Consider the following 25,286-nt stretch of genomic DNA (forward strand, 5'->3'; position numbering starts at 1 on the left):
AAATTAGACAAATTTTCTTTCCTTTATTGGCTTTAACCAACCATATCTTTGGTGTTCAATGTCAATAGCTAAAAAGGATGATTCGCATTTTCTTAAAACTTCAAAAAATATTGCCTCCGCTTCGTAGCTACCATCCGCTTCCACCGTTATATATCCATCCTCTATTCTTAACCATGCATTACTAGTCTTTCCAGATAATTCTACCTTATAATATCCATTTTCAGCACAATACCCCTTTATTTTTGAAAGGTGTTGATGAACCATCTGGTGTAATCTTAACGCAGGTATTGGTTTTGTTATATATTGTATTTGCTTATTAATAATTGTTTTTAGCTCTCCGAAGGAATGCTTACTTTCTAAAAACAATTCAAAGAACATTCGTTCTCTGCCAAAATAATGATTAGCAAATTCTTCTTCTATCAAGTAAAGCTGATACACTCTCACTGTGATCACTCCTTCGCAAGGCTTGTCCCTTTTATCTATTATAAATAATGGAAAAAGAAACGTTTGTCTGAAAATGTTACAAATTATGACTATTTTTGTCGAATTCTCGTTATTTCCTCTTTTTTTTAAATTTGTTTAGTAAAATGGGATATTTAATTCTTTTGAAAACATATTCTTGACACATCCGAATTGTTTTGGTATGATTAAATTTCTTCGCGTTTAAGAAGTAACTTGATACTATGAAGGTAAATGAATTGGCATTCTACTATTGTTTTTATAAGGACTTATTCACACTGGATCGGCTTAGGAGCCGTAAGGATGTTAGAGAGGTAGGGCTAACGTCGTATAAGATTTAAAACGTTCAGGTGGAACAAAGACCGCGGCAAATTTATTTCAATATAAATAGATTAATTTTTACTTGTGATGTCGCAAGTTACTTTTATGACTTCAAAAAGCGGACTAGGTTTCTAGTTCGCTTTTTTCAATTCCATTGAGTGCAAAAAAAGGAAACGAGTAATCGTTTCCTTTTTTTGTATTAATTTTGAAGTAGTGATTTCACTCTAGAAACAACATTTTCAACCGTAAAACCGTACTCTTTCAAAATTGTTTTTTCAGGAGCTGATGCACCGAATTGATCGATGGCTAGAACTTCACCTTCATCACCTGTGTATTTATGCCAACCTAATGATGCAGCCATTTCGATGCCAAGTCGCTTCTTCACTGATTTAGGAAGCACACTATCTTTATATTCTTTAGATTGAGCATCAAAGCGATCCCAAGACGGCATGCTTACAACTGAAACTTCAATTCCCTCGGTTAATAATGCTTTTTGAGCTTCAACCGCTAAATTTACTTCTGATCCTGTTGCTAATAGCAATGCATCTGGAGTTTCTTTATTAGCTGGCGAGATAACATAAGCACCTTTCGAAACCCCATCATATGCATGTTTATCTGTTCCTGGTAAGGTAGGTAGGTTTTGTCTCGTTAAAACTAATGCAGATGGTTTATTTGTTGATTCTAGTGCAATCTTCCATGCTGCAGCTGTTTCATTTCCATCTGCTGGGCGAATCACTGATAAATTAGGCATTGCTCTTAATGCAGCTAATTGTTCTACTGGTTCATGAGTAGGTCCATCTTCCCCAACCGCAATACTATCATGAGTGAATACGTACGTTACTGGAAGGCCCATTAAAGCGGCTAAACGAATCGCTGGGCGGAGATAATCAGAGAAAACAAAGAATGTTCCACCAAACACCTTTAATCCACCATGTAAGGCCATACCGTTTAAGGCAGCACCCATAGCGAATTCACGTACTCCAAACCAAATGTTTCTACCTTCAAAGGAACCAGGAAGGAAATCAGCTGAACCTTTAATCGATGTTTTATTTGAGCCAGCAAGGTCAGCTGAACCTCCAAATAATGTCGGTAGATTTTTTGCAATTCCATTTATAACCTCTGCTGAAGAAGCTCTACTTGCTAAGCTTTTTCCTTCTGAATAGACAGGAATATCTCTGTCCCAACCTTCTGGAAACTCATTTTGAAGAGCTTGTTCCAATTGTAACCCTAATTCTGGGTAATTAACTTTATATTGTTGGAATAATTCGTTCCATTCCTTTTCTTTGTTTACACCATTTTCAACTACTTGTTGGTTAAAGTGGTCGTATACTTCTTGTGAAACATGAAAATCTTGTTCAAATGTCCACTTGTATGCTTCTTTGGTTAATTTTAATTCATCTGCACCAAGTGGCATTCCATGGGCATCAGATGTACCAGCTCTATTTGGGGACCCATATCCTATCACCGTTTTGACTTCAATTAAAGTAGGATGGTTTAAGTCCTGTTTTGCTTCTTCAAGTGCATTTGCGATTTCTTCAATATTGTTTCCATCTTCTACTCTAATGTACTGCCAACCATATGCCTTAAAACGGTCAGCAACACTTTCAGAGAAGGATTGCGAAAGATCACCGTCTAAAGAAATATCGTTGGAGTCATATAAAACAACTAAACGACCTAATTGCAAATGCCCTGCTAATGAAGCTGCTTCTGCAGATACACCTTCCATTAAGTCCCCATCTCCACAAATACTATATGTAAAGTGATTTACTAATTCATAATTATCTTTATTATAAACCGCTGCTACATGTCTTTCAGCCATCGCCATCCCTACCGCCATAGCAATACCTTGACCTAATGGACCTGTCGTTGCATCAACACCAGCTGTATGTCCAAATTCTGGATGCCCTGGCGTTTTACTACCCCATTGTCGAAAGGATTTAATATCATCCATAGATAAATCATATCCAGAAATATGTAGTAAGCTGTACAGTAACATTGAGCCATGGCCAGCAGACAATACGAAACGGTCACGATTAAACCAGTTTGGATTTTTAGGATTGTGGTTCATAAATCGCGTCCATAAAGTATAAGCCATCGGAGCTGCCCCCATAGGCATCCCAGGATGTCCTGAATTAGCTTTTTCAATCGCATCAATAGATAAAGTTCTAATAGAAGCAATGGAGAGATTATCGATATTTTCTAACATTAAATACAACCCTTTCTAAAGTTAAATAATCAGTTTCCTTCAAAAGAAAGCTAAGTTTTCCATTTTAATATTAATTTGTCTATTGAATTAATACAACCAAAATGATGTTATTATATGAAAAACAGGCACTTTGTTAATTAATTTGTCACAAAACAGGAGTTTTTATGTAGAAGAATGGGAGTCCCCATTCCCTCTCAATGTAATTTTTTTTTGCTTTTTAATTGCTTGATTTTATCTGGTGTAACATCGTCACCCATTGGGTCAATTATTTTTACATTTGTTAATGTATTCAGCACTGATGAACGAAAAACCTCAAGATATTCACGACGAAGCTTTGATTGTTCTTTTGCTTCATGTTCGGTCAAACCGGTTGTTTTTGCTTTTTTTGCCAATTCATTAATACGAGCCAATCTTTCATTTGGCAGCATAGTCAACCCTACTTTCTCTTTAGTTTCTATAAGGATAGACATCCTTGAACTACATGATACTACTAAAAAAAAGACCATTTGACAAGGCAAATGATCTACTGCTCGATTGTATCAACATATTCAAGGTATCTTCTATGTACAGTAGCTTTTGAAACCGGATAGCCAAACCCCCGTAATGTAGCTGCTATTTCCGCAAAAGTTAAATTACTTTTTCTCAATCTTACAATTTCTTCTAAAGGTACATCCTTTTTTTCACGCCCAACAGAACCACCAAGATTATGTAGATTTTTTTGTGGTTTATATCCATTTTGGATTGCCCGCTTCATTCCCCGCTTAATCTTAGCGTTATGTAATCTTCGTTGATATTCTTCTACAATCCCAACAATTTGTAATACCATCGCATCAGTCTCTGATAATTGTAATTCACCTTGATGAGAGACAGAATAAATTATTACACCTTCTTTATGTATACAATGGAGAAGAGCTATCTTGGCATTCCCTCTTCCTAGCCTTGTTTCATCCTGTATTAGCAATAATTCGATTGGATTATTTTTAATTAGTTCTAAAACCTCTAATATCCCTTCTCGCTCAAGCTCATATCCACTCGCTTGATCTTTAATGACCTTTACAATTTCAAAGCCTTCCTTTTCAGCTAATTTAATTAGTTCGTTTTCCTGTCTAATTAGAGATGATTCTTGACTTTCTTTATTAGTACTTACTCTGCAATAAATGACTGCTTTCACTTTTTACTCCCCTATCGCACTAGCTAATTCTGTGTTTGCTTCTTTAGATATGTTTTTAATTGGAAGTATAAGCTCATCACCTGGATACAGATGTTTATCAGATAAATCGTTTTTAGTTAGTACCCAATTTACGAATTGTTTTTTTGAAAGATGACTGTTCTTTGAGTATTGCTCAGCGTATTCCCAAACTGTATCACCAACTTCAATAGTAACCTTTACGTATTCTTCTTCCTTTATATCTGATTTAAGACTTAAAAATAGAGTTGAAAGACAGCTTACTACAATTAATAAAATTGTATAAGAATGAGTAGCCCAAAGTTTTTTCATAATATTACACCCCTATAGAATATATGTTCTTATTTTCTGTTTTTATTATAATACGAACATTTGTTTGTTGTCAACTGTTTAACGAACTTATGTTTGTATAAAATAAGGAAACATGCTATAATTAATCCAACAAATGGACACGAGGTGCGTTAATATGACAAAATTATCAAAACGCCAGGAAGATATACTGGCCTTCATTAAAGAAGAAGTACGCGCAAAAGGTTATCCACCTTCCGTAAGAGAGATTGGTGAAGCAGTTGGCCTTGCTTCGAGTTCAACTGTTCACGGACACTTAGCTCGTTTGGAATCAAAAGGGCTCATTAGACGGGATCCAACCAAACCAAGAGCAATTGAGGTTTTAGATTACTCACCTACTAATATTCCTACACAGAATGTAATTAATGTTCCAATTATCGGGAAGGTTACAGCTGGATTACCTATTACAGCGATCGAAAACGTGGAAGAATACTTTCCTCTTCCTTTAAGTTTTGCTGCAGCAGACGAAAATGTATTTATGCTTGAAATCATGGGTGACAGTATGATTGAGGCAGGGATTCTAGATGGAGATTATGTTGTAGTCAAACAACAAAGAACTGCAAACAATGGCGATATTGTCGTGGCTATGACTGAAGAGGACGAAGCTACAGTAAAAAGGTTTTTCAAGGAAAAAGACCACTTCCGCTTACAACCTGAAAATTCAACGCTAGACCCAATTATTTTACAAAGTGTTACGATTTTAGGAAAAGTCATCGGGGTTTATCGTCATATTCATTGATGAATAGTAATGTTAAGGAGCATCGGTAAAGATCGATGCTTTTTTTGCTTGTTAAAATTTAATGTTGATTTTCTTATCCAACGAACGTATGTAGCCCCACAAGAATAGACTAATCCATACAGTCAAGAGTTGAAAAGTAAGAAAACGGTAACTATTAGAGGCTAATAGTTTCTATTTATTACCGCATTCTTACTTTTTTACTGGTTTCGGGCACGATTAGCTTCTATTCGTTACCGTTTTCTCTCTTTTCTACTGGTTTCGGGCACGATTAGCTTCTATTCGTTACCGTTTTCTCTCTTTTCTACTGGTTTCGGGCACGTTTAGCTTCTAATAGTTACTTAACACAGCAAAATGGTGAGAAACTGCTAATTATATTAGTAACTTCCATAATCCTTCGGAAGATTTTAGAAAGCCTTGATGCCTCATTCCACTTTTTAATTTTGTACGAACATCAACAATGGTGTTATCAGATACTATATTTTAGATTTTTCTTAAATAAAAAAAGCCCCTTACACTTAAAAGTGTTTGGGGCTTTGAAGATTAATACATACTCATATATTGGTCACGTTCCCACTGATGAACAGATGTACGGAACATATCCCATTCAATCTCTTTAGCTTCAACAAAGTGTTCTAAAATATGTTCACCTAATGCTGAAGTAATAACTTCATTCGCTTGAAGAGTTTCTAATGCCTGCGCCAAAGTTGCCGGTAGATCGTAAACCCCTTCATCCAAACGCTCTTCTTTTGTCATTACATATATATTACGGTCAACTGGAGCAGGGGGAGTTAATTGATTTTTAATTCCATCTAATCCAGCCTTTAATAATACCGCTAAAGCAAGGTATGGATTGGCTGCCGGATCAACACTCCGTACTTCGACACGGGTACTCATACCACGGGATGCCGGAATCCGAATTAAAGGTGAACGATTTTGTGAGGACCATGCAACATAACAAGGTGCTTCGTAACCAGGAACTAATCGTTTGTAAGAATTCACTAATGGATTGGTCACTGCTGTAAAGGACGGAGCATGTTTTAAAATCCCGGCAATAAACTGGCGTGCAACATCACTTAATTGTAGTTCTGCTCTAGAATCAAAGAATGAGTTCTCTCCATTATTAAATAATGAAAGATTACAATGCATTCCTGAGCCATTTACTCCAAATAACGGTTTAGGCATAAATGTCGCATGTAATCCATGTTTGCGAGCTATTGTCTTAACCACTAGTTTGAATGTTTGTATATCATCACAAGCCTTGAGGGCATTTGCATATTTAAAGTCAATTTCATGTTGCCCTGGCGCTACTTCGTGATGTGACGCTTCAACTTCAAAGCCCATTTCTTCTAATTCCAAAACGATATCACGGCGGCAATTCTCACCTAAATCGATTGGAGCTAAATCAAAATATCCTGCCCGGTCATTTAACTCAAGTGACGGTTCACCTTTTTCATTTAATTTAAATAGAAAGAATTCCGGCTCAGGTCCTAAATTGAAATCAGTAAATCCTAAATCATTCATTTCTTTTAACACACGCTTTAGGTTATTTCTCGGATCTCCTGCAAAAGGTGTACCATCTGCATTATGAATATCGCAAATTAAACGGGCAACCTTTCCTTTTTCAGCAGTCCAAGGGAATACTACCCAAGTATCTAAATCTGGAAATAAGTACATATCAGACTCTTCAATTCGAACAAAACCTTCAATTGATGAACCATCAAACATCATTTTATTATCTAACGCTTTTTCTAATTGACTAACAGGAATTTCAACGTTTTTAATTGTTCCTAAAATATCAGTAAATTGTAATCGAATAAATTTAACGTTATTCTCACCTGCTAAACGCTTAATATCTTCTCTTGTAAATTTAGCCATTTTAATTTCCTCCTAAATAAATAATAAGCCTTAATGGAAAAATCGGGACATATCGCCTTGTCTTAATGATGAGCGATTGAAACGACCTGCTTGCATGATTTCATTTCGTAATAGTTTTCTCAATTCCTCATTCGTTAAATCTTTCCTGATTTTTTCTGCTTCTTGTTTAATTTCAGCAGGTAATTCCTGATGGTCATGAACGGCAAATATTTTTTTAATTCCAGCCATATTTACTCCTTGATCAATTAAATCTTTAATCTCAAGGAGCTTATCAATATCATTTAAACAAAAAAGTCTTCTATTTCCTTCAGTTCTTGCAGGAAAAATTAATTCATGCTCTTCGTAATATCGGATTTGTCTAGCAGTTAAATCAGTTAATTGCATAACCGTTCCGATTGGAAACAATGGCATCGAACGGCGAATTTCCTTTCCGCTCATGGATTATTCTCCTTTATGGGTAATGTTATGCTGTTATTGTATTCTATGTAAGAAAGAGTGTCAATCTTATGTTAGATTATCTAACATGATTTTTCCAAGAATAACTTTTCATTAAAAAAGAACAACTAGTATTTAGTTGCCCTTAGTTAAGATTGACTATTTTAAAGTAATTAATTCTTTTTCAATTAGGTTATCTAAAGCAATACATATCGCCATTTTTACATGTGAGTAGGTTAACCCACCCTGTACGTAAGCAACGTAAGGTGGTCTTATCGGTCCATCTGCTGTTAGTTCAATACTTGCCCCTTGAATAAATGTTCCAGCTGCCATTATAACATCATCCTCATAACCAGGCATATAGCTTGGATACGGTGTTACGTGCGAATTAATAGGAGAAGCGTATTGAATAGCTTGACAAAACGCAACCATTTTATCACGATCATCAAACTGCACAGACTGAATAAGATCGGTTCTCTTCGTGTTCCATTTCGGCTCAGAATTCATTCCTAACTTTTCAAGAATGGCAGCAGTAAACACTGCCCCTTTCAACGCCTGACCTACTACATGGGGAGCCAAGAAAAATCCTTGGTACATTTCTTGTAGACTATAAAGTGATGCCCCCGCCTCTGCACCGATACCCGGTGACGTCATCCGATAGGAACATGCCTCTACCCACTTTTGCTTTCCAACAATATAACCACCCGTTTTAGCTATACCCCCACCTGGATTTTTAATTAGTGAACCAGCAATTAAATCCGCTCCAACATGGCATGGTTCTAGACTTTCCACAAATTCTCCATAGCAATTATCAACAAAAACAACAACATCTGATTTGATTTCCTTTACAAATCGAATCATTTCACCAATTTCATCTATTGTGAAAGATGGACGTGTTGCATAACCTTTAGAGCGCTGGATACCAATCATTTTAGTAGTAGATTTAATTTGTTTAGCCACTTCTTCAAGGTTCACTCGACCTTCATCCGTAAGTGATACACTTTGGTAAGAAATACCGAATTCTTTTAATGAACCTATTCCACTACCTCGAATCCCTACAATTTCCTCTAAAGTATCGTAAGGCTTTCCTGTAATATAAAGCAACTCATCTCCTGGTCGTAATACACCAAATAAAGCAATGCTAATGGCGTGTGTTCCAGATATGATTTGTGGTCTTACAAGCCCTGCTTCACCACCAAATACCTCTGCATAGATTTTTTCTAATGTGTCACGTCCGTGATCGTCGTAGCCATATCCTGTTGTTGGGATAAAATGAGAGTCGCTAACCCTATGATTTTGGAAGCTTTTCAGCACACGAAATTGATTTTTATCCATTCTTTCTTCCATTTCTTGATGTATCTCTCTTATCTGTATTTCGACTTCCTGTACTAGAGGATGAAGTGCCCCTCCATTTTTTAATTGCTGAAACATTTTGTTACTCCATTCTAAACTTTATATTTTAAAAGTTGTCCACTTATTTGATGATCTAAAAGGGCAAAGCCTTTACATTTATAGAAATCTTCTGCCTCATCATACGCTAATTCTCTTAATATTGTCTCATTTTTTAAAAGAGCAATTAATTTTCCTTCCGTAGAAGGAACGTTTACATGATATGATTCCATCATACCGATGACTATTTCTTCAATTTTCCTGGTCAAATTAATTCGATCGTCCTCATTGAACGCACTTATAATAACGGCCTCTGTATTGGCAGTTGGAACAAAATCAGGATGACGTAAATCGCGTTTATTATAAACGGTCAACTGAGGAATTTGTTCTATATTTAAATCTTTTAGTATTTTCTGGACGGTTTGTTCCTGTTGGAAATAGTCTTGATTTGACATATCCACAACATGAAGTAAAAGATCCGCTTCCTTAGCTTCTTCTAAGGTTGATCGAAATGCTGCAACAAGTGTGGTCGGGAGATCTTGGATAAAACCAACCGTATCTGTCAACAACGTAATATAACCGCTAGGCAAAATCATTTTACGAGTCATAGGATCTAACGTTGCAAATAATTGATTTTCTTCAAATGAATCTGCTTCCGATAATCGATTAAACAAAGTTGATTTACCGGCATTTGTATAACCAACAAGGGCAATTTGAAAGGCTTTGTTTTTCTTACGTCTTTCACGATAACGATCACGGTGCTGAACAATAACTCTTAATTGTTCTTTGATTTCGTCCACACGACGTCTAATATGACGTCGGTCTGATTCTAATTTTGTTTCACCAGGTCCTCTAGTCCCTATTCCACCACCCAGCCTTGAAAGAGCTATACCTTGACCCATTAGTCTAGGCATTAAATACTGTAGTTGGGCAAGTTCCACTTGGAGCTTCCCTTCTTTTGAGCGTGCCCTTGCAGCAAAAATATCTAAGATTAGCTGGGTTCTGTCAATAACCCTTGCATTTAACTGTGCAGAGAGATTACGATTTTGACTTGGTGAAAGCTCATCATTAAAAATAATCAGGTCGGCTTCTATCTCTTCTGTTAATGCACTAAGTTCTTCTACCTTCCCTTTACCTATGTAAGTTGCTGGGTGAGCTCTAGGTCTCTTTTGGCTAACGGAGGTAATTACTTTTCCCTTCGCTGTATCGGTTAAGGCTGCTAACTCGTCCATTGAATATTGAAACCTATCATCATCTTCCGAAGTTTGACAACCAACTAAAATTACCTTTTCACGATCATTTTGTTGTTCCAAATAAACAACCTTCTTTCCATGTTATACATACCTTTACATACATTCCATCATACCAAAAAACAACCTCCTGACAAAATTCCAACTCTTACTCTTCTCATTTATTAAGTCATTCTCCTAACACGCTGCACCGCATAACCGTACATGGGGACTGTCCCCCTGTGCTTTAAAGTATTAAAATGTATTGTGTTTCTGAATATTCGTGTTAAAATCATTATGTTTGTAAATTGAATTTTTGGATTTCATCATGAGGAGCTTGCATAAAATGAATTGGGATGTTTTGAGTATGATTGGAACGATTGCGTTTGCGGTTAGCGGTGCAATTGTTGCGTTGGAAGAGGAATATGATATTTTAGGTGTTTATATTTTAGGAATTGTAACTGCTTTTGGCGGAGGTGCTATTCGAAATTTACTTATTGGGGTTCCGGTTTCTGCTTTATGGGACCAGGGGATATTTTTTCAAATTGCATTATTGGCCATTACAGCGGTATTTTTGTTTCCAAATAATTTATTAAAGCATTGGCAGCGTTGGGGGAATTTTTTCGATGCTATCGGTTTAGCAGCTTTCGCTATCCAAGGGGCAGTTTATGCATCAAATATGAATCACCCAATTAGTGCCGTAATTGTCGCTGCAGTCCTAACTGGAAGTGGCGGTGGAATTATTCGTGATTTACTAGCTGGCCGTAAACCTACCGTTTTAAAAGCAGAAATATATGCGGTTTGGGCGATTATTGTTGGAGCTGCAATTGGATTAAAGATAACAACTTCGCCCTTTGAATTATATACATTATTTTTTATTATAACTGCTTTAAGGGTGTTATCTTATACTAATAATTGGAAATTACCTAATCGTAGCCTAAATCCAATAAATATAAAGAACACATTTAAGATGTAATGCGTAATATATATTAATCTTGACCATTTAGAAAACTGTTTGTTAAAATATTTTTTATATTAATACTACATTCCTTGAAGGGGAGTAGCTTTTACAGCAAAGTCGTCATTTCAGGATTTTTATCCTCGGCTTTGTTGGCAACCGATTGTTGTTAGCAAGACCTTTACCGTTTGGGTAAGGGTCTTTTCTGTTTTTTAATGACCTTTACTATCGTGTAAAGGTCATTTTTTCGTTATTAGGAAGAACATGGATTAATCTGAAAGTAATTTCATTTAAATATATACAAATAATAAGGTCGAGAGGAGTGATGAGTAAATGGATTTTTTTTCAGCCGATTACTTTTCAGCACTGTTTAGTATTATTGTCATTGATTTAGTACTTGCAGGTGATAACGCAATAGTAATTGGGCTAGCAGCAAGAACTTTACCTAAGGATCAACAAAAAAAGGTCATACTATGGGGTACAGCTGGAGCAATTATCATTCGAATAATTGCAACTCTAGCTGTTGTGTGGTTACTGAAAATTCCTGGTCTTCTAGTAATAGGTGGTGTCTTATTAATTTGGATAGCCTATAAGCTATTAGCCGAAGAAAAAGGTCACGATGTGAAGCCTTCTGAAAATTTTTGGGGTGCTATAAAAACAATTATAATTGCAGATGCATTAATGGGTTTAGATAATGTTTTAGCCATTGCTGGAGCATCACATGGTGATTTTAGTCTTGTTGTTATCGGATTGTTAGTATCTGTCCCAATCGTTGTATGGGGAAGTACTCTAATATTAAAATGGGTAGATCGATTTCCAATTATTATTACAATAGGGGCTGGTGTTTTAGCCTATACTGCGGCTAAAATGATAACTGATGAGAAATTTTTAAAAGATTTCTTTGAAGATAACCCATTATTAAAATGGGGATTAATACTCCTAGTTGTAATAGGTGTTTTAGCATTTGGAACAATGAAAAAAAGGCAAGTCTCACGATCACATTAACAAAAAGAGGGTCACTAATTCATATTTCTTGACCCTCTCCTACTCCCTACTAAATTTTAGTGTACAAAGACTAGTGGCTAGTCCTACAAAAGTTATCGTTAAAGCAGAAAGTAAAAACGTGTCTTGAGATAACAGCATTCCTCCAGCACCTATTACTATTGCATCAATGATAAAAATCATTACCCCTACATTTATGTGTGTTTTTTCTGATAAAAATTGTGCGATTAAATCAGTACCACCTGTACTCGTCTCAAACCTTAACATTATTCCTATACCAATACCAACGAAAATCCCGCCCATAATCGAACTTGTTATAGCGGTAAATTCAACAAATGTGGTAAAGCTTTCATGATATGGAAATAATAAATCAATCGTAAATGAAGAAAATAACATTCCGTGGAGGCTATTAAAAAAGTAAACACGATTGTATACCCAAGCCAAAATAAATACTGGAATACTTAGCATAATAATAGCTAGTCCAGCTTTTAACCCAACTAAATAATTTATGATTAAACCTATTCCGATAATTCCACCATCTAGCAATTCAAATGGTACAAGAAAAAAATTAATCCCAACTGATAAAAATAGGCTACCGACAATTACGGCCAATATTTTTTGTTTATAAGACATAATAAACCTCATCCTTTTAGGAACAGTTTGTACATGTCATTTATATGTGAAGATTATTTAAAAAAGAATGTACGTAGAGGTTTAACACGTCTACAATTCCTACCTTTTCATTTTGGCCATACCGTTTAAGCCCAAAAACGTCTTGACTTAATACCCATATATCTCTAAAATAGATATATAGATTAATATCTCAACCTTTTTTAAAGGGGAGTAGCTGTTACAGCAAAGTCGTCATTACGGGATTTATCCCCGGCTTTGTTGGCAACTTTATGTTGTTAGCGAGACCTTTACCATAGGTAAGGTCTTTTTTTGGCCTTTACCTATAGGTAGAGGTCTTTTTGTTTGTAATGGACAGGAAAATGCATCATTTTAATTAAATTTATAGAAATTAGGGGGAGTAATAAAATGGAATTTCTTTCACCAGAATTTTGGTCAGCATTGTTAGCCATTATTGTGATCGATTTAGTTCTAGCAGGAGACAATGCGATAGTTATAGGGTTAGCAGCTAGGAAACTACCAAAAACTCAACAAAAGAAAGCAATTATCTGGGGAACAGTTGGTGCCATTGTTATTCGTATGATTGCTACTTTGACTGTCGTTTGGCTGTTAAAAATCCCAGGACTACTTCTAATTGGGGGAGTTTTACTAATTTGGATTGCTTATAAACTTCTTGTAGATGATAGTGGTCATGAAATTAAAGCTGGAGACAATTTCTGGGCAGCTATCAAAACGATAGTAGTGGCAGATGCTTTAATGGGTCTAGACAATGTAATCGGAGTTGCGGGAGCAGCAAATGGACATTTCGGTTTAGTTGTTATTGGGTTAATCATCTCCGTTCCAATTATGGTATGGGGTAGTACAATTATATTAAAATTAGTTGAGCGGTACCCATTAATTATCACTTTTGGATCAGCGATTCTTGCGTTCACTGCTTCAAAAATGATTATGGAAGAAAAAATGTGGGCTCAATTTTTTGAACACAACCCAGTAATAAAATATGGCTTATCCGCACTAGTTATTGGGGGAGTTATACTTATTGCAAGATTGAAAAAAAGACAAATCGTCTCACATGCAAATTAAAAAGGAGGAGGTATCCTCCTTTTTTTGATCTAATTACAATTTCAGCGGCCCACTTAAACATATGGGTCGCTGTTTTCATTATTTACTCTTCACCAAAAACTAAATCATTACTGCGGATAGTCATTAAATCATGACGGTCAAAATGACTAATCAATAATAATCGCATCGCCTGAGCCCTAATCGATTTTTCGATAACATTCCTTATATAACGACCATTTGAAAAACTATTCGGAGTTAAACTTGTTTTGAGCCACGTTAAGTGATCCTTTAGTTTTTTTTCTGCTTCATGACTTAATGTATATTCTCGCTCTTTTAACATCCGATCACCAATTTCCATTAACTGTTCAATATTATAATCTGGAAAATCAATCACTAGTGGAAATCGAGAGTGTAAACCAGGGTTTAAACTTAGGAAGTATTCCATTTCACGGGAATATCCAGCCAATATGAGGATAAAATCATGTTGTTTGTCCTCCATATGCTTTACTAAAGTATCGATAGCTTCTTTTCCAAAATCTTTTTCCCCTCCCCGACCTAGGGAATAGGCCTCGTCTATAAATAAAATTCCACCCATTGATTTTTTTATTAGATCGCGTGTTTTTTGTGCTGTATGACCGATGTATTCGCCTACTAAATCCGCTCTCTCAGCTTCAATTAAATGGCCTTTAGTCAACACATTCATTTTTTGGAATAGTTTACCGATTAACCTAGCTACCGTTGTTTTCCCTGTACCTGGATTTCCCTTAAACATCATATGAAGTGATTGTTTGCCCGTCTTCAAACCCATTTCATCCCGTTTTTTATTTACATATATCCACGCATAAATCTCTTTTATCATCCGTTTCATTTCTTCCATTCCTACTAATTGCCCTAGCTCCTCTTCAATCTCCTTTAAAGCAGTATGCTCGGGTGGAATGACCTTTGGAGCAACTGGGGTTTCATCAAATTCCCTTGAAATAGTATTTCGTTTATGAGAATTTAGGACAATACTTATCTGCCCATTATTTTTCATGCGCATCGGTTGATCCAAAGCTTTCACCTCTCATTCACCAGACAGTATACGCATCGATGTGCAATTTGTGACAAAAGCCTATTTATATTTAAACTATTAGACTTTTTGGTGGATAAACCAACTCATTTATATTTATTCATTTAAGTCCCAATTCATTAAAGAATTTTTAATTTTTTTAAGTAAATAAAAAAAGAGCCTACAAATGTAGACTCTTGGCTTATTGTTTATTATTTTTCGCTATTATCCAAATCCAATTGTACATTTCGTTGTGGAGCAAATGTAGAAATAGCATGTTTATATACTAGCTGTTGTTTGCCTTCAGATTCAAAAAGGACAGTAAAATTATCGAAACCTTTTATTTGACCTCTGATTTGAAATCCGTTTAATAAGAACACAGTCACGTTTGTACCGTCCTTACGGAGTTGGTTTAAATATTGATCTTGAATATTAATGGATTTGTTCATTATGTATCCTCCTCTTTTCTCTCTACTAATATGTATTCGCTTTAATTGCGAGCTTTCCTTCAATAAATAAAGAAATTTCATTCATTTTTTTTGAGTAGCTGTTTATTTCAGTCATATCAAACCAGGTAACATCCATTTTATTTCGAAACCAAGTTAACTGTCTTTTGGCATACCTTCTAGAATTTTGCTTTAAAATTTTGATTGCCTCTTCTAAAGTAACTAAGCCATCTAAATATTCATAAATTTCCTTATAACCAATCGCTTGAATAGATTGTACATCTCTTATTCCTTTGTTATACAAGGCTTTTACTTCTTCTAATAGTCCATCCTCCAGCATTAAATTAACCCGGAGATTGATGCGTTCGTACAATTTGTCTCGATCCATAGTTAAACCAATTAAAGCTACATTGTATAAAAGCTCATGTTCTTGATCTTGTTGGTATTCACTCGCTGTTTTCCCCGTACAATGAAAGACCTCTAATGCACGAATTACTCTTCTAACGTTATTAGGATGGATTCGCTCGGCACTTTCAGGGTCAATTTGCATAAGCAGGTCATGGATGTATTCATTTCCGTTTAGAAGTGCTCTTTCTTCTAATTCCTGCCGAAATGCAACATCAGAACATGTTTCTGTAAACTTATAATCATTAATTACGGATTGAATATATAAGCCAGTCCCCCCTACTAGCATTGGTAGCTTTCCTCTTTTGTGAATATCAGTAATCTTTTCGCGAACAAGGTGCTGAAATTCAGCCACTGAAAAGCTCTCATCAGGCTCTTTTAAATCCAATAAATGGTGAGGTATCCCCTCCATTTCGGAAGATTGGATTTTAGCTGTTCCGATATCCATCTGTTTGTAAATCTGCATTGAATCTCCACTAATAATCTCTGCATTATACTTTTTAGCAAGTTCAATACTTAGTTTTGTTTTTCCTACCGCAGTCGGCCCAATTAAAACCAACAATTTTTCTTTATTGTCCATTCATTCACACTGCCTTTAAAAATTAATCTTCTATATTACCTATCCTAACATAATTTTCGAAAAGCAGTTGAACATCTAAAAATTATATCCAATATAACCTACTTTTATTCTTTTCAAATTCAATCCAATAAAGTTAAATTATTCTTGTAAAATTACATTTGTTTAACGCTTGTATAACAAAGCATAATCTACCCCCAAAGTCATGATAACATTTTAGAAGAATATATCGAAAGTTACTATATTAAAAAATCAATTATGAAATTGGATGTGAAATAAATGTTATCAACTATAGAGCTAGGGATTGATCTCGGTACTGCTAATATTCTTGTATACAGTAAAAATAAAGGAATTGCCCTAAATGAACCTTCAGTTGTTGCCATTGACATTGAAACAAAAAAAGTACTAGCTGTCGGGTCAGATGCAAAGGCGATGATTGGGAAAACTCCGGAAAACATCGTGGCAATCCGTCCTTTAAAGGACGGAGTAATTGCTGATTTTGATGTAACTACACAATTACTTCAACATATCATGCGTAAAGCATCAAAGAAACTAGGGTTTGCCGTTCGTAAGCCGAATGTTGTTATATGCATTCCTTCAGGTTCAACGAGCGTAGACCGTCGAGCCATCCAAGATGCTGTACGATCTGCTGGTGCCAAAAAGGTTCAATTGATTGAAGAACCGGTAGCTGCCGCTATCGGTGCAGGACTTCCAATTGATGAGCCTGTTGCAAATGTTGTCGTTGATATCGGTGGTGGAACAACAGAAGTAGCTATTATTTCCTTCGGTGGTGTTGTTGCCTGTCATTCCATTCGAGTTGCAGGAGATCGGCTTGACGAGGATATTATTCAATACGTTCGAAAGGCTTATAATGTTTTAATTGGCGAAAGAACAGCCGAATTAATCAAAATGGAAATTGGCTATGCCATTGTTGATCATGAAGAAGTTTCAATGGAAATTAGAGGAAGAGATTTAATGTCAGGACTCCCCAAAACAATTAGTATTACTTCCACTGAAATTCATGTAGCAATGAAAGAATCTCTCTCACATATTTTAGAAGCTATACGTGCCACTTTAGAAGAATGTCCTGCTGAATTAAGCGGGGATATCGTAGATCGTGGCGTTATCTTAACAGGCGGTGGAGCGTTAATTAAAGGAATGGAAGAGTGGGTCAATAAAGAAATCGATGTACCTGTGCATCTAGCAGCTAGCCCTCTTGAATCTGTAGCTTTAGGTACCGGTATGGCATTAAAATATATTGATAAAATTTATTCAATAGCTAAATAGGTAAAGGAATCCCACGGGATTCCTTTCTTTTTTGAGTACTTATTTATTTCAAAAAATATTTTTTTCCTTGTGCAGTAGCTAAGTTGCAATTATTATGAAGATGATCCGAAATAAAAAAGGTGGATAAAATGAAATTTTATATTGCTTCAGGACTATTAAATAAAAAGATTGTTCAAATTGTTGCAGCTCATTTAAAGTCTTATGGATTTACACATACCTATGATTGGACACAAAATGAACGAGCTGATAGTGTTGAAAAATTACAAGCCATAGGAGAAGATGAGAGAATAGGAGTATTGAATGCGGATTTTCTCATCGTTCTTTTACCAGGTGGCAAAGGTACTCATGTGGAATTAGGAATAGCTCTAGCACAACATAAACGAGTATATCTATATTCACCTACTGAAGATATTAATGATTTTTCAAAGACATCAACGTTTTATTTTTTAGAAGAAATTATCCCGTATATTGGCCCATTAGATAATTTCATCGAGATGGTACTCGAAAATGAAATATCACTAAAAAAGGACAAAGGATAAAAAAGCCTTTGTCCCTTTATAGAACTATGCTTATCTAATCTACAATTTAGACCCTTCTTTTTCTAAGTACTGTAATATAATAATAAATCAACCATATTAACCCTAATGCAATGACCAAGTATATTATTTTTGAATAAACTTCTGTAAAAGCTAGAATTTTTGGCCAGGATTCTCCCATCATAGCTCCGAAACAAACAATAATTGTATTCCATGTTAATGTTCCAATAAAGGTTAGTAGTAAAAATAATGAAAAATTCATTTTTGACATCCCTGCAGGAATGGAAATGATACTTCTAAGTAAAGGTATCATTCTACAAAAGAAAACTGTCCAGACATCATATTTCTCGAACCAAACATTCGCATTTCTAATATCCTCCTTCTTTAAACGTAATATATGACCCCAACGATCAATTATTTTTTCTAGCCTTTTCACATCAAGAATAGAGCCAATTTTAAAGAGAATCATTGCTCCAATTACCGATCCTGCTGTAGATGAAATGATAATTCCAATTACACTTAAATCAGTCCTTGTTGTCATAAAACCACTAAATGACAGGACAATTTCAGATGGAATGGGAGGAAATAAATTTTCTAATACAATAATTAGAAAAACCCCAATATAACCATATTGTGAGATGATTTCAGTAATCCAATTTTCCACATTTCTCCTCCATTAGTTTAATAATCTTCCTTATTAAAATCTTATTAATAGTTGTCCCATATATGTATAAATATTTTAATACTTTGTTTCCGCAATCTAAGTGAGACAAACAAGTTAACAAAATATAAAGAGGATGCTTAGGTACGTCCTAAGCATCCTCTTCTAAATATTATAGGATTGATAGAAAAGAAGATTCATTCGCTGCTACATAACACGTTTAAACATCTTCTCCATCTCATATGTTGAATAATGAATGATAATAGGGCGGCCATGTGGACAAGTAAACGGATCAGAGCTGTTCCTAAGATCATTTAGAAGTGCCTGGATTTCATCTTGACGTAAATGATGATTTGCTTTAATCGATGCTTTACAGCTCATCATTATGGCGGCCTCTTCCCTAAGTTTTTTTACATCTACTTTTTTCATTTCTAAAAGTTGTTCAATCATTTCTTCAATGATTTCCTTTTCCATTCCTATCGGAAACCATTGTGGATGGGCACGAACAATAAAACAATTAGTACCAAATTCCTCAAAAAAAAGCCCAACATGCTCAAGTTCCTTTTTATATTCAACAATTTTCATATACTCATTTGCAGCATATTCCAATGTAAGTGGAACGAGGAGTTCTTGGAGTTCATTTTCTACTTGGCCAACCTTTTCACGAAAATATTCATATTTAATCCGCTCTTGTGCTGCATGCTGATCAATGATATACAAACCATTTTCATTTTGAGCAAGTATATAAGTTCCATGCATTTGTCCTATAGGATATAGCATTGGTACACGTTTTTCGCAAGAATCTTTCAATTCTACGACTTCATCAAAATTTTCAATCTCTGGCTGTGTTTCAAGTCGAACTTCATGGTCCACTTCTTGAACATGTGTTTTTAACTCATCTGTAGCCTCTTGCTCCGTAATTAGCACTGGTATTGGCTCTTTTACTAAGCTACTAATTGGAAAAGTATAGTCATTCTTAATAATTGGCTTTTCATCGAGTGTTAGAGTGGTCTGTTCTGACTTTGGACGTTCCACTTTAGTTGATGGTACCCCTGAAGGAATCAGCGTCTTTGTTTTAAAGCTTGATTGAATAGCATTTGTAATCAACTCAGTTAATTCTTGCTCTTTGCTTATACGAACCTCCATTTTCGATGGATGCACATTCACATCGACTAATATTGGGTCCATTTCAATATTCAAAAGCACAACTGGATAACGACCAATCGGAAGTAATGTATGATAACCATCCTGAATGGCTCTTGCTATAGGATAGTTTTTTATAAATCTCCCATTTATCATCGTTGAGATGTAATTTCTAGATGCCCTTGTAATTTCAGGTAAGGAAATGTAGCCTGACACTTTATAGTCTAGTGACTCAATGTGTATGGGCACCATCATTTTTACAATGCTCATCCCATAAATTGCTGCTAACACCTGCCTTACATCTCCGTTTCCATTCGTATGCATCACCTTTCGCTCATTATGAATCAAACGAAATGAAATCTCTGGATGTGATAAAGCAATTCTTCCTACGACGTCGGTAATATTCCCTAGCTCTGTATGAATGGTTTTCATATATTTTAAGCGAGCAGGAGTATTAAAAAATAGGTCAGACACCGTAATATCCGTTCCTTTTCGACTTGAAGCCTTTTCAAGAACTTCAATTTTTCCACCTTCTAGCACGACACGTGTTCCTGCTTCGTATCCTGTGGAAGTTTTCATTTCAAGCCTTGAAACTGATGCAATACTCGGTAATGCCTCTCCTCTAAATCCTAAAGTTCGGATTCGAAACAAATCTGATTCGTTTTTGATTTTACTGGTGGCATGTCTTTGGAAAGCAGCTAAAACGTCAGACTCTTCAATACCATCGCCATTATCTATTATCCTGATTTTTGCAAGACCAGCTTCTTCGATTTCAATTTCGATAATCGTGCTACCAGCATCAATTGCATTTTCAACTAGTTCTTTTACAACTGAAGCTGGTCGTTCAACCACTTCACCTGCAGCAATTTTATTTGCTAATGCATCATCTAATTGGATAATCTTTCGCACTTATGCCACCCCCTAAGCGGTTTAACCCTTTAATTTTTTTTGAAGCTCATATAATGTGTTTATCGCTTGTAACGGAGTTAAATCTAGAATGTCTAGTTTTTTTAGTTGATCTAGTACTTTCAGATCTTTACCTACAACAGGCTTTGATAGCTCTCTAGGTTCATCAAAAAATGATAATTGAGCAGTTGCACTTGGTTCAGCTATTGAACTATCCACTAGCTTGTCCTCATTTTTTTGTTTAAGAATCGTTGGATTGGATTGAGCTGTCATATTTGAAGCCTCTAACAATTGCTGTTTTTGCTCAAATTGATTTAATAATTCATTCGCCCTCTTAATAAGTTCTTTAGGTAGCTCGGCTAATTCAGCTACGTGTATACCATAGCTTTTATCCGCCGCTCCCTCTTTTATTTTATGAAGGAAAACGACTTTCCCATTATGCTCAATTGCACTAACATGAATATTTTTCACCTTCAGAAGCTCATCCTCTAATACTGTTAACTCGTGATAATGGGTTGAGAACAAGGTTTTTGCACCAATTTTTCGATGAATATACTCGATAATGGCTTGAGCAAGGGCCATCCCATCATACGTAGATGTTCCTCGACCAATCTCGTCAAACAGAATTAAACTATTTTTAGTAGCATTCACAATCGCATTCCTTGCTTCTAGCATTTCTACCATAAACGTACTTTGACCAGAAATTAAATCATCTGCTGCCCCTATTCTTGTAAACACTTGATCAAATATAGGTAAAGTAGCCTCAGTTGCTGGAACAAAACAACCTATTTGAGCAAGAATAGAACTTAAAGCGATTTGACGCATATACGTGCTTTTACCAGACATATTTGGTCCTGTAATGAGTAAAATCTCTCTTTCATTGTCCATAAAACAATCATTCGGTACATATTCATTTGAATCTAGCACTTTCTCAACCACTGGATGGCGACCATCTTTGATGACGATTTTACGGTCCTTTGAGAATTGAGGCTTTACATAATGACGCTCTTCGCTGACCTGTGCAAAGCATTGTAAAACATCAAGCTCACTAACAGCTTTTGCTAACGCCTGTAGCTGAGGAATATATTCCTTCACTTGTTCACGTATTTGAGTAAATAGCTCATATTCTAGTTCGCCACTTTTTTCTTCGGCTTGTAAAATCAAAGTCTCTTTTTCTTTTAACTCAGGAGTAATATATCTCTCTGCATTAGTTAGTGTTTGCTTCCGTTCATATTGTCCTTCAACTAGAAGATGAAGATTGGCTCGTGTCACCTCAATATAGTAGCCAAAAACACGGTTATAACCAATTTTCAATGACTTAATTCCAGTCTTTTCACGTTCCATTCGTTCAAGCTGTGCAATCCATGTTTTCCCGTTACGACTTGCGTCACGGTAACGATCAAGCTCCTCATTAAATCCATCGCGAATCATATTTCCGTCTTTCACTGATATTGGCGGACTTTCAACCAAGGCATTTTCTAATAAATCGGTCACCGCTTCACATGGATCAAGTCTATCTGCTAAATCATTTGAAACTTCACTATTTAAGGAAAGTAAAATTTGTCTTAAAAAGGGTATTTGAGATAGTGATTTCTTTAATTGAATCAAATCTCTTGCGTTAACATTACCAAAAGCTACTCGTCCTGCTAAACGTTCAAGATCATACACTTCATTTAATTTCTCACGTAGTTCTTGTCGCTCAAAATAGTGATGGATAAACAGCTCCACTAAGGAATGTCTATGACCTATCTGTTTTTGATCAATTAGCGGGCGCTCCACCCATTGCTTTAACTGCCTTCCTCCCATAGCGGTTCTTGTTTCATCAAGCAGCCATAGTAGGGAGCCTTTCTTGCCTTTAGAACGAATCGTTTCCGTTAGCTCTAAATTACGCTTGGAAAAATAATCGATTTTCATGAATTGTTGAATTTCATACATCTTTATTGGCTGAAGATGATCAAGACTTCTTTTCTGCGTCCGATAAAGATAATGAAATAACCTTGAAACGGTCTTTTTAAGTGCTTCTTGATGCAATTCTTCTAGAAGATGTGAAAATGACCTATCAATAGATGATGAATCCTCAAATGATAGAGCCATCACATTTCGGTCCCTTAATTTCTTTTGTAACTCGATATCAAACTTAGAATCTATAACAACTTCCTTTGCCCCTAAAATCGAGACTTCATTCAACACATCATCGAAATTCCCAGAAATCAAGGTAGCTTTCCCCTCACCCGTTGTAAGGTCATTGTAGGCAAATCCATACATTTCATCGTCAAAATAGGAAATAGTAGCTAAGAAATTGTTTTCTTTATCTTGTAATCCTCGACCTTCCATCACCGTACCAGGAGTAATAAGCTGTACAACCTCTCTTTTCACTACTCCCTTTGCTTGTTTGGGATCTTCCGTTTGTTCACAAATGGCTACTTTATAGCCTTTTTCAATTAATTGTTCAATATAATTAGGAGCGGAATGATAGGGAACCCCGCACATTGGAATGCGTTCTTCTCCTCCACCCTCTCGACTTGTTAAGGTAATTTCCAATTCCTGTGATGCTTTTACCGCATCATCAAAAAACATTTCGTAAAAATCACCTAATCGAAAAAATAAAAAGGCATCCTGATATTCTGCCTTTACTTGAAGATATTGCTGTATCATAGGCGTGTAAGTTGCCATATTTTCCTCCACCTGTTTAATTACTTTATATGCATAATTCGACAATCTATTATAACATATTGTGTCTGTTCCTTTTAGTGGTGGGATTTGTTAACTGTTATTTTTAACTACGATTTTATTATTCCACTTTCAACACGAATAAAGACTAAAGCGTTTTGCTTTAATCTTTATTCGTGTTAACTTTTTTTGAATGTGATGGATGTATTCCGATTTCCTTTAAAGCTCTTTTATCCATTTTCCCAACATGAGTCTTTGGTAAAGAATCCATAAAAATAAATTTTTTCGGTATTTTATATTTTCCAAGTTTATAAGAGCAATATTCCTTTAATTCATCCAGTTCGATTAGGGAAGTTGTTTTTAACACAATAAACGCAGTGACAATTTCACCCCATTTTTCATCTGGTAATCCAATAACAGATACTTCATCAATTAGTGGGTGGGATGAAAGCCAATGCTCCACCTCCAAGGGATACACATTTTCTCCCCCAGTTATTATCATATCTTTTTTGCGACCAACGATATAAAAGTAGCCATCTGAATCCTTTTTTGCTAAATCTCCCGTGCAAAGCCAGCCGTCGTAAAAAGTGGAGCTAGTGGCCTCTCCATTTTTCCAGTAATGGGAAAAACAATGATTGCCTTTTATCCATAATTCCCCAACTTCATCGTATGCCGCTTCCTGTAAATTATTCTTCATTATTTTAACGGTATTTAAAAGCATCGGTTTTCCAACTGATCCTTTTTTTAGATGAGTTTTATTTGGGTCGATATAAAAATTATTTGGTCCTGCTTCAGTCAGACCATATCCTTCCTTAAATTGTAATCCTTTGCTCCAAAATGCTTCATATATTTCAAGTGGACAAGGAGCTCCTCCAGAAAGAAAAACCTTCATATTTGGGAAATCACTTTGACTAAATTCCTCCGTGTGAATCATCATATGATACATTGTTGGGATAAAAAGAACAATTGTACACTTAAACTGCTTTAAATATTGAATGGCTTTTTTAGGGTCATATTGGTCAGCAATTACCACTGTCCCTCCCATTAGCAACAATGGGATTGATAGTGCATTCAATCCACCCGTATGAAACATAGGAATATTTGTTAAAGTTACATCTTTACTAGATAGATTCCAGCTTAACACTGTGTTCATGCCATTCCATAGAATGGATTGATTGGAGAGTACAACCCCTTTAGGTTTGCCTGTCGTTCCTCCTGTGTAAATCATCATTAATGGATCATCCATATTAATATCTTCATCATAATGATGATTACAATCGCCTGCATTTGAGGTAAAGCTTTCAAATTCCTCATCGCCAACACTAAAAATCAAGGATGAATGAGCACATAAAGGTGAAAAGTGGTCTTTTAAGTTAACATGGATACCAATTATTACTGGTGAACAATCTAATAAAATATCATTTAATTCATTTATAGATAGCCGCCAATTTAACGGGACAAAAATGGCTCCAATTTTTTGACTTGCAAAGATTAAATCAAAATAGCTAATATGATTGGGGGCTAAAAGGGCAATTCTGTCTCCTTTTTTCACGCCTTGGCTTTTAAGCCATTGGGCGATGGAGATTGCACGATTATTTAATTGCTCATAATTCCAAAATGTATTTGTCTCTGCATCAATAACCGCTTGCGCATCTGGTGTTATTCTTGCCCTATTTTCAAGCCAGTCTATTTCCCACCTCACTGTACAATCTCTCCCTTTTTTATATTGGTGTAATTGTACGTAACTAAAGTTACAAGGTAGTTACAT

23 protein-coding genes are annotated in these 25,286 nt (G+C 35.7%); 6 read left to right on the forward strand and 17 right to left on the reverse strand.

Annotated elements, in window-relative coordinates; all coding sequences use genetic code 11:
* Positions 1-3: 3 nt before the first annotated feature.
* The 5 genes from sirA to yneA all read right to left on the reverse strand — a co-directional run bounded on the left by sirA (position 4) and on the right by yneA (position 4,484).
* Positions 4-444, reverse strand: coding sequence for a sporulation inhibitor of replication protein SirA (sirA, locus tag LRP83_RS05010; protein ID WP_230495588.1), 441 nt, complete (start codon positions 442-444; stop codon positions 4-6).
* Positions 445-979: 535 nt separating this feature from the next.
* Positions 980-2,986, reverse strand: coding sequence for a transketolase (gene tkt / locus LRP83_RS05015; RefSeq protein ID WP_230495589.1), 2,007 nt, complete (start codon positions 2,984-2,986; stop codon positions 980-982).
* 194 nt (positions 2,987-3,180) lie between these two features.
* Positions 3,181-3,414 (reverse strand): DUF896 domain-containing protein, encoded by a 234-nt coding sequence (locus LRP83_RS05020; protein WP_230495787.1) that lies wholly within the window; start codon positions 3,412-3,414, stop codon positions 3,181-3,183.
* Between the two features lie 95 nt (positions 3,415-3,509).
* On the reverse strand, positions 3,510-4,157 hold the full coding sequence (locus tag LRP83_RS05025) for a YneB family resolvase-like protein (protein ID WP_230495590.1): 648 nt from the start codon (positions 4,155-4,157) through the stop codon (positions 3,510-3,512).
* A 3-nt stretch (positions 4,158-4,160) separates the two neighbouring features.
* The gene (yneA, locus tag LRP83_RS05030; protein ID WP_230495591.1) at positions 4,161-4,484 is read right to left on the reverse strand and encodes a cell division suppressor protein YneA; all 324 of its coding nucleotides are present in this window, start codon (positions 4,482-4,484) and stop codon (positions 4,161-4,163) included.
* A 154-nt stretch (positions 4,485-4,638) separates the two neighbouring features.
* Between yneA and lexA the strand changes: the two genes are divergently transcribed.
* On the forward strand, positions 4,639-5,259 hold the full coding sequence (gene lexA, locus LRP83_RS05035; protein WP_230495592.1) for a transcriptional repressor LexA: 621 nt from the start codon (positions 4,639-4,641) through the stop codon (positions 5,257-5,259).
* 540 nt (positions 5,260-5,799) lie between these two features.
* Here lexA and glnA read toward each other — a convergent pair.
* The 4 genes from glnA to hflX all read right to left on the reverse strand — a co-directional run bounded on the left by glnA (position 5,800) and on the right by hflX (position 10,271).
* A complete protein-coding gene (glnA, locus tag LRP83_RS05040; protein WP_230495593.1) occupies positions 5,800-7,134 on the reverse strand; it encodes a type I glutamate--ammonia ligase in 1,335 nt (444 codons plus the stop codon).
* Between the two features lie 30 nt (positions 7,135-7,164).
* Positions 7,165-7,572 (reverse strand): MerR family transcriptional regulator, encoded by a 408-nt coding sequence (locus tag LRP83_RS05045; protein WP_230495594.1) that lies wholly within the window; start codon positions 7,570-7,572, stop codon positions 7,165-7,167.
* A 156-nt stretch (positions 7,573-7,728) separates the two neighbouring features.
* Entirely contained in the window at positions 7,729-9,000 is a 1,272-nt protein-coding gene (locus LRP83_RS05050) for a methionine gamma-lyase family protein (protein ID WP_230495595.1), read from the reverse strand.
* A gap of 14 nt (positions 9,001-9,014) precedes the next feature.
* The gene (gene hflX / locus LRP83_RS05055; RefSeq protein ID WP_230495596.1) at positions 9,015-10,271 is read right to left on the reverse strand and encodes a GTPase HflX; all 1,257 of its coding nucleotides are present in this window, start codon (positions 10,269-10,271) and stop codon (positions 9,015-9,017) included.
* A gap of 262 nt (positions 10,272-10,533) precedes the next feature.
* Here hflX and LRP83_RS05060 point away from each other — a divergent pair, with 262 nt between their 5' ends.
* Positions 10,534-11,163 carry a trimeric intracellular cation channel family protein gene (locus tag LRP83_RS05060; protein ID WP_230495597.1) on the forward strand — a complete coding sequence of 210 codons (630 nt, stop codon included), beginning with the start codon at positions 10,534-10,536 and terminating at the stop codon, positions 11,161-11,163.
* A gap of 315 nt (positions 11,164-11,478) precedes the next feature.
* A complete protein-coding gene (locus LRP83_RS05065) occupies positions 11,479-12,150 on the forward strand; it encodes a TerC family protein (protein ID WP_230495598.1) in 672 nt (223 codons plus the stop codon).
* A gap of 39 nt (positions 12,151-12,189) precedes the next feature.
* Here the strand turns inward: LRP83_RS05065 and LRP83_RS05070 are convergent, their stop codons facing one another.
* Entirely contained in the window at positions 12,190-12,780 is a 591-nt protein-coding gene (locus LRP83_RS05070; RefSeq protein ID WP_230495599.1) for a YitT family protein, read from the reverse strand.
* Between the two features lie 405 nt (positions 12,781-13,185).
* On the opposite strand from LRP83_RS05070, the gene LRP83_RS05075 reads away from it, so the two are divergent.
* A complete protein-coding gene (locus LRP83_RS05075; RefSeq protein ID WP_230495600.1) occupies positions 13,186-13,860 on the forward strand; it encodes a TerC family protein in 675 nt (224 codons plus the stop codon).
* Positions 13,861-13,942: 82 nt separating this feature from the next.
* Here LRP83_RS05075 and spoVK read toward each other — a convergent pair whose 3' ends face one another.
* The 3 genes from spoVK to miaA form a co-directional block, all read right to left on the reverse strand.
* Complete coding sequence (gene spoVK / locus LRP83_RS05080) at positions 13,943-14,890, reverse strand: stage V sporulation protein K (protein WP_230495601.1); 948 nt, start codon at positions 14,888-14,890, stop codon at positions 13,943-13,945.
* 209 nt (positions 14,891-15,099) lie between these two features.
* Entirely contained in the window at positions 15,100-15,336 is a 237-nt protein-coding gene (gene hfq / locus LRP83_RS05085; protein WP_230495602.1) for an RNA chaperone Hfq, read from the reverse strand.
* Positions 15,337-15,361: 25 nt separating this feature from the next.
* Positions 15,362-16,318 (reverse strand): tRNA (adenosine(37)-N6)-dimethylallyltransferase MiaA, encoded by a 957-nt coding sequence (miaA, locus tag LRP83_RS05090; protein WP_230495603.1) that lies wholly within the window; start codon positions 16,316-16,318, stop codon positions 15,362-15,364.
* 276 nt (positions 16,319-16,594) lie between these two features.
* On the opposite strand from miaA, the gene mreBH reads away from it, so the two are divergent.
* Together mreBH and LRP83_RS05100 are read left to right on the forward strand one after the other, a co-directional pair.
* On the forward strand, positions 16,595-17,602 hold the full coding sequence (gene mreBH / locus LRP83_RS05095; protein ID WP_230495604.1) for a rod-share determining protein MreBH: 1,008 nt from the start codon (positions 16,595-16,597) through the stop codon (positions 17,600-17,602).
* Positions 17,603-17,730: 128 nt separating this feature from the next.
* The gene (locus LRP83_RS05100; RefSeq protein WP_230495605.1) at positions 17,731-18,141 is read left to right on the forward strand and encodes a nucleoside 2-deoxyribosyltransferase; all 411 of its coding nucleotides are present in this window, start codon (positions 17,731-17,733) and stop codon (positions 18,139-18,141) included.
* A gap of 46 nt (positions 18,142-18,187) precedes the next feature.
* On the opposite strand, the gene LRP83_RS05105 is transcribed toward LRP83_RS05100, so the two are convergent.
* The 4 genes from LRP83_RS05105 to LRP83_RS05120 form a co-directional block, all read right to left on the reverse strand.
* Complete coding sequence (locus LRP83_RS05105) at positions 18,188-18,802, reverse strand: DedA family protein (RefSeq protein ID WP_230495606.1); 615 nt, start codon at positions 18,800-18,802, stop codon at positions 18,188-18,190.
* 204 nt (positions 18,803-19,006) lie between these two features.
* On the reverse strand, positions 19,007-20,851 hold the full coding sequence (gene mutL, locus LRP83_RS05110; RefSeq protein ID WP_230495607.1) for a DNA mismatch repair endonuclease MutL: 1,845 nt from the start codon (positions 20,849-20,851) through the stop codon (positions 19,007-19,009).
* A gap of 21 nt (positions 20,852-20,872) precedes the next feature.
* Positions 20,873-23,521, reverse strand: coding sequence for a DNA mismatch repair protein MutS (mutS, locus tag LRP83_RS05115; RefSeq protein WP_230495608.1), 2,649 nt, complete (start codon positions 23,519-23,521; stop codon positions 20,873-20,875).
* 160 nt (positions 23,522-23,681) lie between these two features.
* Complete coding sequence (locus tag LRP83_RS05120; protein WP_230495609.1) at positions 23,682-25,220, reverse strand: AMP-binding protein; 1,539 nt, start codon at positions 25,218-25,220, stop codon at positions 23,682-23,684.
* Between the last annotated feature and the right edge of the window lie 66 nt (positions 25,221-25,286).

The sequence above is a fragment of the Pseudoneobacillus rhizosphaerae genome, assembly GCF_917563885.1.
GTDB lineage: Bacteria > Bacillota > Bacilli > Bacillales > Cytobacillaceae > Pseudoneobacillus > Pseudoneobacillus rhizosphaerae.

Coding starts and splice junctions, on each gene's coding strand:
- LRP83_RS05045 (WP_230495594.1), bottom strand. CDS start 7,572: ATGAGCGGAAAGGAAATTCGCCGTTCGATGCCATTGTTTCCAATCGGA.
- mutS (WP_230495608.1), bottom strand. CDS start 23,521: ATGGCAACTTACACGCCTATGATACAGCAATATCTTCAAGTAAAGGCA.
- LRP83_RS05065 (WP_230495598.1), top strand. CDS start 11,479: ATGGATTTTTTTTCAGCCGATTACTTTTCAGCACTGTTTAGTATTATT.
- lexA (WP_230495592.1), top strand. CDS start 4,639: ATGACAAAATTATCAAAACGCCAGGAAGATATACTGGCCTTCATTAAA.
- LRP83_RS05060 (WP_230495597.1), top strand. CDS start 10,534: ATGAATTGGGATGTTTTGAGTATGATTGGAACGATTGCGTTTGCGGTT.
- miaA (WP_230495603.1), bottom strand. CDS start 16,318: ATGGACAATAAAGAAAAATTGTTGGTTTTAATTGGGCCGACTGCGGTA.
- LRP83_RS05100 (WP_230495605.1), top strand. CDS start 17,731: ATGAAATTTTATATTGCTTCAGGACTATTAAATAAAAAGATTGTTCAA.
- glnA (WP_230495593.1), bottom strand. CDS start 7,134: ATGGCTAAATTTACAAGAGAAGATATTAAGCGTTTAGCAGGTGAGAAT.
- mreBH (WP_230495604.1), top strand. CDS start 16,595: ATGTTATCAACTATAGAGCTAGGGATTGATCTCGGTACTGCTAATATT.
- hfq (WP_230495602.1), bottom strand. CDS start 15,336: ATGAACAAATCCATTAATATTCAAGATCAATATTTAAACCAACTCCGT.
- LRP83_RS05020 (WP_230495787.1), bottom strand. CDS start 3,414: ATGCTGCCAAATGAAAGATTGGCTCGTATTAATGAATTGGCAAAAAAA.
- yneA (WP_230495591.1), bottom strand. CDS start 4,484: ATGAAAAAACTTTGGGCTACTCATTCTTATACAATTTTATTAATTGTA.
- LRP83_RS05050 (WP_230495595.1), bottom strand. CDS start 9,000: ATGTTTCAGCAATTAAAAAATGGAGGGGCACTTCATCCTCTAGTACAG.
- tkt (WP_230495589.1), bottom strand. CDS start 2,986: ATGTTAGAAAATATCGATAATCTCTCCATTGCTTCTATTAGAACTTTA.
- LRP83_RS05070 (WP_230495599.1), bottom strand. CDS start 12,780: ATGTCTTATAAACAAAAAATATTGGCCGTAATTGTCGGTAGCCTATTT.
- LRP83_RS05075 (WP_230495600.1), top strand. CDS start 13,186: ATGGAATTTCTTTCACCAGAATTTTGGTCAGCATTGTTAGCCATTATT.